The sequence below is a fragment of the Bradyrhizobium sp. MI1.3 genome (genome assembly GCF_055811695.1).
Genome location: NZ_JBVVPQ010000121.1, coordinates 1 through 12,067, shown reverse-complemented (window position 1 = coordinate 12,067; position 12,067 = coordinate 1). Strand labels below are relative to the sequence as shown.

The following is a 12,067-nucleotide window of genomic DNA, read 5'->3' as shown; positions in this document are numbered from 1 at the left end:
CACGAGACCGCCTTTACGCCGACTTCTTGTTCTGCCGGTTCTTGACGAGGTCGTCGACCACGCCGGGATCGGCCAGGGTCGAGGTGTCGCCCAGGCTGCCCGGCTCGTCCTCGGCGATCTTGCGCAGGATGCGGCGCATGATCTTGCCGGAGCGCGTTTTTGGCAGACCCGGTGCAAACTGAATCTGGTCGGGCGAAGCGATCGGGCCGATCTCCTTGCGCACCCAGGTGACGAGCTCCTTGCGCAGATCCTCGGTCGGCTCGATGCCGGCCATCAGGGTCACATAGGCGTAGATGCCCTGGCCCTTGATGTCATGCGGGAAGCCGACCACGGCGGCCTCCGACACCTTCTCATGCGCGACCAGTGCGCTTTCGACTTCGGCGGTACCCATGCGGTGGCCGGAGACGTTGATGACGTCGTCGACGCGGCCGGTGATCCAGTAATAACCGTCGGCATCGCGTCGGCAGCCGTCGCCGGTGAAATACTTGCCCTTGTAGGTCGAGAAATAAGTCTGCTCGAAGCGGGCGTGGTCGCCATAGACCGTGCGCATCTGGCCCGGCCATGACCGCGTCAGGCACAGATTGCCTGATGTCTCGCCGTCCAGCACGTTGCCGTCGGCATCGACGATCTCGGGCATCACGCCGAAGAATGGCTGCGTCGCCGAGCCCGGCTTGAGCTTCGTGGCGCCGGGCAGCGGCGTGATCAAAATGCCGCCGGTCTCGGTCTGCCACCAGGTATCGACGATCGGGCAGCGGTTGTCGCCGACGACGCGGTGATACCACTCCCAGGCTTCCGGATTGATCGGCTCGCCGACCGAGCCGAGCAGGCGCAGGCTGGCGCGCGAGGTCTTCTTCACGGGCGCGTCGCCGCTCTGCATCAGCGCGCGGATCGCGGTTGGCGCGGTGTAGAAGATGTTGACCTTGTGCTTGTCGATGACGTTCCAGAATCGCGAATTATCCGGGTAATTCGGCACGCCTTCGAACATCAGCGTGGTCGCCCCGTTGGCGAGCGGTCCGTACAGAATGTAGCTGTGGCCGGTGACCCAGCCGACGTCCGCGGTGCACCAGTAGATATCGCCGTCGTGATAGTCGAAGACGTATTGATGCGTCATCGCGGCGAACACGAGATAGCCCGCGGAGGTGTGCAGCACGCCCTTGGGCTGGCCTGTCGAGCCCGAGGTGTAGAGGATGAACAGCGGATCCTCGGCGTGCATGTGCTCGACCGGGCATTCCGTCGTCACCATCTTGGCGGCGTCGTGGTACCAGAGGTCGCGCGAGGGATTCATTTCGACCGCGCCGCCGGTGCGCTTGACCACGACCACCCAGTCGACGCCGTCTGCCTTGGCGAGCGCCGCGTCGACGTTGGCCTTCAGCGGCACCTTCTTGCCGCCGCGCAGGCCCTCATCCGCGGTGATGATCACCTTGGACTGGCAGTCGTTGATGCGCTGGGCGAGGCTGTCGGGCGAGAAGCCGGCGAACACCACGGAGTGAATCGCGCCGATCCGCGCGCAGGCCAGCATCGCGTAGGCCGCCTCCGGAATCATCGGCAGGTAGATGGTGACACGGTCGCCCTTCTTGACGTTCCGGGTGCGCAGGATGTTGGCCATCCGGCAGACCTCGTCGTGCAGCTCCTTGTAAGTGATGTGCCGGGATTGTGAGGGATCGTCGCCTTCCCAGATGATCGCGGTCTGGTTGGCGCGGCTGTGGAGATGCCGGTCGATGCAATTATGGGCGACGTTGAGAACGCCGTCCTCGAACCATTTGATGGAGATGTTGCCGGGCGCGAAGGAGACGTTCTCGATCTTGGTCGGAGCGTGCATCCAGTCGATGCGCTTGGCCTGCTCCGCCCAGAAACCGTTCGGGTCCGAGATCGAGCGGGCGTACATGTCCTTGTATTTGGCCTGGTCGACCCAGGCGCGCTTCGCCCATTCCGCGGGGACGTCGTAGATCTTCTCGGACATGTTTCCCTCCAGATACGGCAAGCCGAGCACAGACCACTGGCGAGCCGACTTGATCGTTGAACCGATTATGCGTCGGGCTAACCGGACCCGACAAGGTGCACAAGCTGGACCTTCGGCGAGCAGCCTGCCATGCGGAGGATCAAGCCGCTTCTTGCGACTGTCGCAGTTTTGAAACAGGGCAACGGGCGGCTTTCGGGTCTTTATCCAGATCGTCGGAATGGGCCCGCGCAGAGCGCCATGCACCCAGCAGAGGTATTTAGAAACCGTCTCTCACTGATTCGGGACTCGCAATGCGGTTCGGAACACCCTAAATGGCCAACCCGGGTCCAACGAGACCCCTTGGAACGAAAATCAGAACAGCGGCATTGACCGATAACAGACAGGGCTAAGGCATAAGACTATGATGGATCAGCAGAATCTCGGGACGATACGGCCCGCTTCAGCCGATCCTGCAGCCATTGCGCTGGCCAAAGCCCTCGGACAATGGCCGAAACCGGCCGGTTCCGGCCGTCCCAGCCCAAAAAAAGTGTTCGACGCGGCGCCTGCGGCGACGGTCGAGGCCCTCGCCAAGGAACTGGGCCTGCGGCTCGGCGACCAGAACGAGCTGACCATCCGCCGCATCAGGCGCGGCAAGGGCTATTCCTTCGTGCGGCACAACGGCGTCCACATCCGCGATCCCCGCACCATTCGGCGGCTGCATTCCATGGCGGTGCCGCCGGCCTATCGCGAGGTGCGCTACTCGGCCGATCCAAGCACGCATCTCCAGGCGGTGGGACGCGATGCCGCGGGCCGGCTGCAATATCGCTATCACGCCGATTGGGAGAAGGTCCGCGAGCAACGCAAGGCGCATCGCCTTGAAAAACTCGTCGGCGCGCTGCCCAAGATCCGGCGCAAGGTCTCGGCGTTCCTGTCGGGCGACGAGCCGACCCGCGAGTTCGCGCTCTCGGCCGTCATCGAACTGATCGCGCGCACCGCGATCCGCCCCGGCAACGAATCCTATGCCCGTCTCAACGGCACCCGCGGAGCCACCACGCTGCTGAAGTCCAACGTCTCGCTGGAAGACGACAGCTTCGTGCTGACCTTCAAGGCGAAGGGCGGCAAGGCCGTGCGCAAGGAGTGCGACGCCGCCAAGCTCGTGCGCGCCATCGGCATTTTGCAGGGCGTTCCCGGCAAGCGCATGTTCCAGTATCGCGATCCCTACGGCATCGTGCGTGCGGTCAGCACCACACAGGTGAACGCGTTTCTGCGCGAGATCGCCGGCATCAAGATCTCGCTGAAGGATTTCCGCACGCTGATGGCCTCTGCGGTTGTGGTGGAATCGCTGTCGCGGATCACGCCGGCGACCAGCCAGCGTGGCCGCAAGAAGCAGGTGCTGGAGGCAATCCGCGGCGCCGCCGATCAGCTCTCCAACACGCCGGCGATCTGCCGCAAGAGCTATGTTCACGACACCATCGTCACCGCGTTCGAAGACGGCATCCTCGAACGCTTCGCCGCGACCATGAAGGGCCAGCGCTCGCAGGCCAGGCGCGAGCAGCTTTTACAGCAGGTGGTGGCGACCGCGGCGGTCTGACCTCGGCGTCGTTACGCCTTGTTGGAAACGCCGTTGTCGGGACCGGGATCGCCGCCCGCGGCTGCCGCCGTGAGCCGTCCCAGATAATGCGCCCATCCCGTCGCGTGGGCGGCAGCCTGTTCCTCGGTCGGCAGCCCGCTATGGGTCATGCACAGCAATGTGCCGCCGTCGCGTTCGATCAGGTCGATCTCGATCAGGCTCGAGCCGGGCGGCACTTCCTGGCCGCCCTCCCATCCGAACGTGTAGGCAAGACGATGCACCGGCACGACTTCGCGGAACGCGCCGCGGGCGACGCCACCGCGAGGGCCGATGCCTTTGAGCAGATATAGCCCGCCGGGATGCGGCTCCGTGGTCGCGTCGGAACCCATCCAGCTCAAAATCTTCTCGGGGTCGGTCAGGTAAGCGAAAACGGTGGCACGTGGGGCGGCAATCTGGGTCTCGCGTCGCACTATGAACGGTTCGGTCATCCGCGATCATCCCTGGGCTGACACTGGGACATGGCGGCGCGCGAGCGGCCCGTCAAGGATTGCCCGTGACAAAGACGGCCTGGCATCGTCATGATCGGGCCATGCACCTCTCTCCGACGCTCGCCTGGCTTGTCGACGCCGCCGCCGATAGCGCCGGGGCCGACCGCCTGCTCGCGGACCTCGGCGCACATCTGGTCGCCGACGGCGTGCCGCTTGCGGCAGGCAGCCTGACGCTCGAGGTGCCGCATCCGCTGATCGCGAAGCGGACCTGGTTGTGGCGCGCGGAGAACGGCCGGGTGATCGAAGCGCTCGGCTTCGCACCAGGCGGCCTCGCGCCCGACCCGCCCAACGATGCCGGCCGCCGCTGGCTGCGCGACATCGCGGACGGTGAGGTGCACGAACATTTGGTCGGACGGCCTGACGGGCCGTTGCTCGGCTGGATCGGGCCGCGTCCGTTCACCGCAGACGAGACCGAGCAATTGCGCCAGGCCGCGCGTTTCGCCGCGACGCCCCTTGCGGTGCTTGCCGCGCGTGCCACGTTGCGCGCGACGTTGGATGCTTATCTCGGCAAGCGCAGCGCGGAGCGGGTGCTGGCGGCACCCCTGCGGCGCGATCTCGGCGAGACTATACAGGCCGCGCTGCTCTATGCCGATCTGCGCAACTTCACGCTCCTGTCGGAAACCAATCCGCCTCCCGACGTCATCGCGGCGCTCGATGCATGGTTCGATCGCATCGCCGGCGCGGTTCACGCCTTCGGCGGCGAGGTGCTGAAATTCATCGGCGACGGCGTGCTCGCGATCTTTCCGGTGGTCGGGGCGTCACCGCGCCAAGCGTGCGATGCAGCTCTGCGTGCCGCGAGCGCAGCCGAAGCCGGGATGGCGTATCTCAACGCGGAGCGCCGTGCCCAAGGTGTGCCGCCACTCGCGTTCGGGGCGGCGCTGCATCTCGGCGAAATGCTGTGGGGTAATATCGGCGCCGCCAACCGGCTCGATTTCACGGCGATCGGCCCCGCCGTCAATCTCGCCAGCCGGCTCGAAGGATTGTGCAAGCCGCTCGGCAGAACCGTGCTGGCGTCGGGCGCGCTCGCCGCCGAGACGGACATGCCTCTGATCGCGCTCGGATCACATTCGCTGCGCGGCATTGCCGCGCCATGCGAGGTGTTTGCGCTGCCGGAGACGCGAACTCCGATATCGTAGCCCGCATGAGCGTAGCGACATGCGGGATCGCAGCAGTAGTCCCGGATATCGCTTCGCTCATCCGGGCTACAGTGCCTAAGCCTACATCCCACCCATCTTGCAGACGAGCTTCCATTCCTCGGCCGTCACCGGCTGCACCGAGAGGCGCGAATATTTCACCAGCGCCATGTCGGCGAGCTTCTTCTCGGCCTTGATCGCCGCCATCGTCACCGGAATCTTCAACGGCTTGTCGGCCTTGATGTCGACGCAGACGAATTTCTCGGTCTTGTCGGTCGGATCGGGGTAGGCTTCCTTGACGATCTCCGCGATGCCGACGATCTCCTTGCCCTCGTTGGAATGATAGAAGAACGCCTTGTCGCCCTTTTTCATTGCGACGAGGTTCTGGCGCGCGGTGTAATTGCGCACGCCGGTCCAGGCCTCGCCCTTGGCGCCCTTCGCCACCTGCTGGTCCCAGGACCACACCGATGGTTCGGATTTCACCAGCCAGTACGCCATGTTCATTCCTCTGCCTTGAAAGGTCGCGTCATGAGCCCCGAGATCGCGGCGTCGATCGTGCTTCTGCCGGTCAGGATCGATGCGACGGCTTCCGATACTGGCATTTCGATGTTTTGCGAAGCCGCGAGCTCGATCAGGACCGGCGCGGTGAATTCGCCTTCGGCAAGCTTGCCGGCGGGCGGCTGATCGCCGCGGCCAAGCGCCAGGCCGAGCGCGAAATTGCGCGATTGTGGGCTCGAGCAGGTCAGGATCAGATCGCCGAGGCCAGACAAGCCCGTGAGTGTTTCGCTGCGTGCGCCGAGCGCGCGGCCGAGGCGTGTCAGCTCGGCAAAGGCGCGGGTGGTGAGGGCGGCCTGGGCGGAAGCGCCGAGCTTGCGCCCGACCGCGATGCCGACCGCGATCGCCAGCACGTTCTTGGCGGCGCCGCCGATCTCGACGCCGCGGACATCGGTGGAGTGATAGGGCCGGAAGGTCGTCGAGCCCAGCGCCTGCACCAGGCTGTTGGCCAGCGCTTCGTCCCTCGCCGCCAGCGTGACCGCGGTCGGCAGACCACGCGCGACATCGTCGGCAAAGCTCGGGCCCGACAGGATCGCCGGCTGCGCGTGGGACGCGGCCTCGGCGATCACGTCGGTCATGAATTTATGGGTGCCGTGCTCGATGCCCTTGGCGCAGGCAATGATCGGCACCGGCTTTTCCAGGTGCAAGGCGAGCATGTTGACAGCACCGCGCAGATGCTGCGCGGGCACCGCGATCAGCAGCATGTCCGCCTGCGCGGCGAGGGCCAGATCGCTCGTCACGACGATATCCGGAGCAAGCCGCACGCCCGGCAGCCGCGGATTGTCGCGGCTCAATGCGATTCGCGTCGCGTGCTCGGGATTGCGCGCCCACAGCGTCACGTTCCGTCCGGCCCGAGCCGCCACCATCGCCAGCGCCGTGCCCCAGGCGCCGGCTCCAATCACCGCAATCGATTGGAACGCTGTCATTGCTAGAATCCCGCGCGCGTCTTGCCGTATCCGGCCGGTGCCGTCGCGTTCGCATCGAGCAGCCAGCGCGCGCGAGGCTGTGCTTCCATCGTGTCGGTCATGCCGAGTGCGAGACGTTCGGCGCCGGCCCAAGCGATCATTGCACCATTGTCGGTGCAGAGCGCCGGCGGCGGCATGATCAATTGTGTTCCGGCTTTCCTCGCAACGTCATGCAGCGCGTCGCGGATCGCCTGATTGGCGGCGACGCCGCCGGCCGCCACAAGCGCGCGCGGTGCGCCGAACTGCTCGCGGAAAAGTTTGAGACCTACGCTCAACCGGTCGGCGGTGGAATCGAGCACGGCAGCCTGGAAGCTCGCGCAGAGATCGTTGACGTCCTGCGGTGTGATCTCGGCCAACCGGCTTGCTTCGTTGCGCACCGCCGTCTTCAATCCCGATAGCGAGAAGTTGGCGTCGGGGCGTCCCTGCAACGGCCGCGGAAACGCAAATCGCGCGGGATCGCCGCTCTTCGCCGCGCGCTCGACCTGCGGTCCGCCCGGATAGGGCAGTCCCAGCATCTTCGCGACCTTGTCGAAGGCCTCGCCGATCGCATCGTCGACGGTGGTGCCGAGCCGCACATACTGGCCGACGCCGGTGACGGCGACGATCTGGGTATGGCCGCCCGAGGCGAGAAACAGGCAATAGGGAAATTCGAGTGCGTCGGTCAGGCGCGGCGTCAGCGCATGCGCCTCCAGATGGTTCACCGCGACCAGCGGCGTGGCGTGCACCATCGCGATCGCCTTCGCGGTGGTGAGCCCGACGATGACACCACCGATCAGTCCTGGGCCCGCGGCGGCCGCGACACCGTCGAGCTGGGCGAAGTCGATGCCGGCCTCGTGCATGGCGCGGTCGATGATGCCGTCGAGCAGGTCGACATGGGCGCGGGCCGCGATCTCCGGTACCACGCCGCCGAAACGGGCATGCTCCTCGACCTGCGACCACACGATATTCGACAGGATCTTGCCTGCGCCGTCAGGCGCACGCTCGATCACCGCCGCGGCGGTCTCGTCGCAGGTGGTTTCGATGCCCAGTACCAGCATTGGCGAATTGTTATCCAATTTGCGCCCTTCTCACCCCCCCTTGCGCTCATCCGCAAAGCAGAGTTCTGGTACGTCCGGTAGCATTCCGGGGTCGGCCAACGCAATCGTCACGCGCGGCCGTTCCTCGTGAAAGCGCCACCGCCACGTGGTTCGGGAACACAAGCGATGTCCATTCTTGTCACACGGCCGCATCCCGACAATGAGGCGACGTCGGAAAATCTGCGTGCACGGGGTCATGTGGTGCTGCTCGCGCCGGTGCTCAAGTTCGAACCGGTCGCCTTCCATGCCGAGAGTGAAACGAGCTACAGCGCCGTCATCGTCACGTCGGCCAATGCGATCCGTGCCGTCGCGCCGCGATTGCAGGACCTTGGTCTCCTGGAGCTGCCGCTGTTTGCCGTCGGCGAGCACACGGCCGCCGCCGCGCGCGATGCCGGCTTTGCCGAGGTGATCGTCGCCGGCGGCGACGGTACTGCCCTGCGCGACAAGGTGATGCAGAGCGCGCGCGACAAGCGGCTGAAGAAAAAGGGCACGTTGCTCTATCTCGCGGGCGCGGATCTGTCGCGCGACCTCGGAGGCGAGCTGAGCGCCGAAGGCTTCAACGTCGTCACGCACACGACCTATCGCATGGCGCCGGTCAAGCTGTTGCCGCGCGATGTCTGTGAGGGCTTTGCCGCCCATGGGATCAGGGCGGTGCTGCACTACTCCCGGCGCAGTGCGCGGGCTTTCCTGGAGGCCGCGCGGGGCGAAGGCGTCGAAATCTCGGCTCTGGCGATCCCGCAATGCTGCCTGTCCGAGGCCGTCGCCGGCGTGCTGCGCGAGGCCGGTGCCTCGCAGGTTCTGGTGGCGGCGACGCCGGACGAAAATGCCTTATTTGACACCTTGGAGCGTGCTTTGCGCACCCGTTTGGCGTAAGAGGTCGGGCCGAATCCGACGCAATCGGGTCCGTTCGTTCAGGGCAGGTAAGTGTGAGGAACCGTCACGATGGCCGACGACAAGCCTGAAGACGCAGGATTGGCTCCCGAGTCCGGCCGCGCCAAGCGCATCCCGCCCACCATCGACCTCGAGGCGACGGAAGTCTCGACCCAGCCGCAGGAGGTGGCGGGCGAGCCTGAGGCAGCGACCCAACAGGCCGCGCATGAGCTGGCCAAGTCCGAAGAGGACAAGTCTGAAGAAGCCAAGTCCGAAGAAGCTAATGCCGAGCCGCAGCCCGAACCTGCCGCGGAGGAGTCTTCCGTTGCGTCCGCATCGGTATCGCCGTCGATTTCGCCTTGGGTTATCGCGCCGTTCTCCGGCGCTGTCGCAGCCGCAATTGTGATCGCGGTCGGCTGGATACTGGGCTGGCCCGCGGTGCAGGCACCGCCGGCTGCTCCGCAAGTGACGGGCGCAGCCGTCGACGCGCTAAGCGGACGCATTGCCGCGGTCGAAGCCAAGGCGGGCAAGCCTGCCGCCGATCCGGCCATGGTGGCGCGGATCGATGCGCTGGAGAAATCCGCAACGAGCCTGCGCAGCGAGATTGCCAATCTGCGCGCACAATCCGACAAGACTGCGAGCGCCCTGAACGACGCGACATCGGCGCCGCGCGCTGCCGCGCCCGATCTTGCCGCTCTCAACGACCGCCTCGCTCAGCTCGAACGTGCCAGCAAGACCGAACGTGCGGAACTCGCACAGCAAAGCGAGAAGATCGCCGACGCGAAAACGATGGACGACAAGCCGCTGCGCCATGTGGTGGCGGCGGCCCTGCTCGACGTCGCCGTTCGCCACGGCGATGCCTTCGAGTCGCAGCTCGCCGCCGCGCGGTCGCTGGCAGCAAAGCCAGATATGCTGAAGCCGCTCGACACCTTTGCATCGTCAGGCATTCCGACGCCGGTCGCATTGAGTCGCGAGCTCCTCAACATCGTGCCAAAATTGTCGCCGCCGGCGGAAGCTCCGGCCAGCGGCACCGGCATCGTCGAGCGCCTTCAGGCAGGGGCGTCAAAACTCGTCCGCATCGAGCGTACCGACGGGGTCGGCAACGATCGCGGCGCCATCGTCGCGCGGGTGACGGCGGCTGCGTTGCGCAACGATTTCGTCGAGGCACGGCGCGAGTTGAAGACGCTGCCCGAGGCCGATCGTGCACCGGCGCAAGCCTGGCTCGACAAGGCCGATGCCCGTGACGCCGCGCTCGCAGCCTCACGCAAATTCGCCGACGCCGCCATGGCGGATCTCGTCAAGCCTGGTCAATAAAGGTTCGCGCAACAATCAGCGCGTATAGGGATCGTCATGCTTCGCATCGTCCTCTTCCTCGTCCTGATCGCGCTGGCGGCGGCTGGCGCGGCCTGGGTCGCCGATCAGCCTGGCGACCTCGTCCTGACCGCGGGCGCCTTCCGCGCCACAACGACGCTTCCCCGATTCGTATTCTTGCTTGGCCTCTTTGCCGCGGCAGTCGTGCTGGTCTGGAGCCTGCTGACGATGGCCTGGCGCGCTCCGGGGCGTCTGCGCCGCCGTCGTCACGAAAAGCGCCATGCTCGCGGCCGCCACGCCATCACCCACGGCCTGCTTGCGATCGGCCATGGCGACACCGCGCTTGCTCGTCGCCACGCCGATACCGCGCGGCGGCTGGCCGCAAACGATCCGCTCGCGCTTCTCCTGCATGCGCAATCCGCGCAGCTCGAGGGCAATCGCGACGAGGCCCAGCGCGTCTTCCGTGCCATGGCCGAGCGCGAGGACACGCGCCTGCTCGGTCTGCGCGGCCTGTTCATCGAGGCGCAGCGCGCCGACGATGCGGTCGGCGCCGTGATGATCGCCGAGGAAGCGATCAAGCTGTCGCCGTCCTCGACTTGGGCCTCGCAGGCGGTGCTCGGCTTCCGCTGTGCGCGCGGTGACTGGAGCGGCGCGCTCGCGATCCTCGATTCGAATCTGTCCGCGGGCCTGATTGACAAGCAGGCCTATCGCCGCCAACGCGGCGTGCTGCTCGCCGCCCGCGCGCTGGAATTGGAAACGATGGACCGCGACGTCGCGCGCGAGAGCGTGATGCAGGCGGTCAAGCTCGCGCCGACCCTGGTTCCGGCCGCGGTGCTCGCTGCAAAATTCGAAAGCGAGGCGCATCAGGTGCGCCGCGCCATGAAGCTGGTGGAAACTGCCTGGCTCGCTAATCCGCATCCTGATCTCGCGGATGCCTATGCGCATGTGAAGCTCGGCGATTCCGCGCGGCAGCGCTTGCAGCGGGTCGAGACGCTCGCCGCCAAGATTCCTGCCGACAAGACTGGTTATGTCGAGGGCCAGCTGGCGATCGCGCGCGCCGCGATCGATGCGTCCGAGTTCGCCCGTGCGCGCGCGGTGCTGGCGCCTTACGTCAACGATCCGACCCAGCGCGTGGCGCTGCTGATGGCGGAGATCGAGCGCACCGAGCATGGTGACGGCGGCCGGGCCCGCGCCTGGACTTTGCGCGCGGTGCGCGCCCGCCATGATCCAGCCTGGACCGCGGACGGTTATGTCAGCGATCGCTGGCGTCCGGTTTCCCCGGTCACCGGTCGCCTCGACGCGTTCCAGTGGCAAACGCCGGTCGCCAGTCTTCCTTCCGACAGGGGCGCGATGATCGAATCCTCAGCCTTCGAGGAAGCCATGCTGGCGGCTCCGCCGCCGAAGCGGGTGACGGCGGCCCCGAGCGAAAGCCCGGCGGAACCGGCTGTCATGGCGCCGGATCCGGTGCCTGCTGCGCAGGACAATTCGCCGCCTCTTGAAGCCAAGGAGGACGCCAAGGAAACCACCGAGGAAACTGCCAACGAAGCGGCAAAGGGAGAGCCGGCCGTCACGCCAGCCGAGCCGGTCAAACCGGCCCCTGAGATCGCCGAATCATCGCCGGTAGCCGCGACGCCGGTGTTCCGGACCCGCGCCGACCTTGGCAAGCCCACGCAAGCACCTATTCCCGCCGTCATCCCGATCGTCCGCGCCCCGGATGATCCCGGGATCGACGACGAGGGCCCGAGCGATGAATTTACGGAACAAATCGGCACGCCCAGGGACCAAGCAAAGGCCCAGGCCGGCGGCTGGCGCGGATTCTGGTCTCGCTGGGGCGGCTGAGCGGCATTTCGAAGCCGGCTCCACCTTGCCAATTCGGGCCCCGCCCGATATCAGGAGCGCGCGTATCGGGACCGGCCTCGCGCGGGCCCCGGCAGGGTTCGCCGCAATAGCTCAGTTGGTAGAGCACGTCATTCGTAATGACGGGGTCGGGGGTTCGAATCCCTCTTGCGGCACCAGCGCCCCAGTGTCCAGACCGGAGACATAGGTAACAGGTCGTACCTAAGACATGGGTGACAACCTCGTGCCGAACGGGTTGTCGAG

10 protein-coding genes and 1 tRNA gene are annotated in these 12,067 nt (G+C 66.2%); 6 read left to right on the top strand and 5 right to left on the bottom strand.

Annotated elements, in window-relative coordinates; all coding sequences use genetic code 11:
* Positions 1-13 precede the first annotated feature (13 nt).
* A complete protein-coding gene (gene acs / locus AC0L3A_RS38595) occupies positions 14-1,960 on the bottom strand; it encodes an acetate--CoA ligase (protein WP_007598679.1) in 1,947 nt (648 codons plus the stop codon).
* Positions 1,961-2,360: 400 nt separating this feature from the next.
* Here acs and AC0L3A_RS38590 point away from each other — a divergent pair, with 400 nt between their 5' ends.
* Positions 2,361-3,530: a DNA topoisomerase IB gene (locus AC0L3A_RS38590; protein WP_219681865.1), complete on the top strand. Its 1,170-nt coding sequence runs from the start codon at positions 2,361-2,363 to the stop codon at positions 3,528-3,530.
* Between the two features lie 11 nt (positions 3,531-3,541).
* Here AC0L3A_RS38590 and AC0L3A_RS38585 read toward each other — a convergent pair whose 3' ends face one another.
* The gene (locus AC0L3A_RS38585) at positions 3,542-3,997 is read right to left on the bottom strand and encodes an SRPBCC family protein (protein ID WP_007598683.1); all 456 of its coding nucleotides are present in this window, start codon (positions 3,995-3,997) and stop codon (positions 3,542-3,544) included.
* Between the two features lie 101 nt (positions 3,998-4,098).
* On the opposite strand from AC0L3A_RS38585, the gene AC0L3A_RS38580 reads away from it, so the two are divergent.
* Positions 4,099-5,193 carry an adenylate/guanylate cyclase domain-containing protein gene (locus AC0L3A_RS38580; RefSeq protein WP_007598685.1) on the top strand — a complete coding sequence of 365 codons (1,095 nt, stop codon included), beginning with the start codon at positions 4,099-4,101 and terminating at the stop codon, positions 5,191-5,193.
* 81 nt (positions 5,194-5,274) lie between these two features.
* Here the strand turns inward: AC0L3A_RS38580 and AC0L3A_RS38575 are convergent, their stop codons facing one another.
* The 3 genes from AC0L3A_RS38575 to tsaD are packed head-to-tail and all read right to left on the bottom strand — an operon-like array spanning position 5,275 to position 7,747.
* Positions 5,275-5,688: an EVE domain-containing protein gene (locus AC0L3A_RS38575; protein WP_007598686.1), complete on the bottom strand. Its 414-nt coding sequence runs from the start codon at positions 5,686-5,688 to the stop codon at positions 5,275-5,277.
* Positions 5,689-5,690: 2 nt separating this feature from the next.
* Entirely contained in the window at positions 5,691-6,671 is a 981-nt protein-coding gene (locus tag AC0L3A_RS38570; protein ID WP_007598687.1) for an NAD(P)H-dependent glycerol-3-phosphate dehydrogenase, read from the bottom strand.
* Between the two features lie 2 nt (positions 6,672-6,673).
* Positions 6,674-7,747 (bottom strand): tRNA (adenosine(37)-N6)-threonylcarbamoyltransferase complex transferase subunit TsaD, encoded by a 1,074-nt coding sequence (gene tsaD, locus AC0L3A_RS38565; protein WP_007598688.1) that lies wholly within the window; start codon positions 7,745-7,747, stop codon positions 6,674-6,676.
* A gap of 165 nt (positions 7,748-7,912) precedes the next feature.
* Here tsaD and AC0L3A_RS38560 point away from each other — a divergent pair, with 165 nt between their 5' ends.
* From AC0L3A_RS38560 to AC0L3A_RS38545, 4 genes are all read left to right on the top strand, one after another.
* Positions 7,913-8,659, top strand: coding sequence for a uroporphyrinogen-III synthase (locus AC0L3A_RS38560; protein WP_007598689.1), 747 nt, complete (start codon positions 7,913-7,915; stop codon positions 8,657-8,659).
* Between the two features lie 69 nt (positions 8,660-8,728).
* On the top strand, positions 8,729-9,970 hold the full coding sequence (locus AC0L3A_RS38555; protein ID WP_007598690.1) for a COG4223 family protein: 1,242 nt from the start codon (positions 8,729-8,731) through the stop codon (positions 9,968-9,970).
* A gap of 36 nt (positions 9,971-10,006) precedes the next feature.
* The gene (locus AC0L3A_RS38550) at positions 10,007-11,806 is read left to right on the top strand and encodes a heme biosynthesis HemY N-terminal domain-containing protein (protein WP_473256361.1); all 1,800 of its coding nucleotides are present in this window, start codon (positions 10,007-10,009) and stop codon (positions 11,804-11,806) included.
* 100 nt (positions 11,807-11,906) lie between these two features.
* A tRNA-Thr gene (locus tag AC0L3A_RS38545) sits at positions 11,907-11,982 on the top strand.
* Positions 11,983-12,067 lie beyond the last annotated feature (85 nt).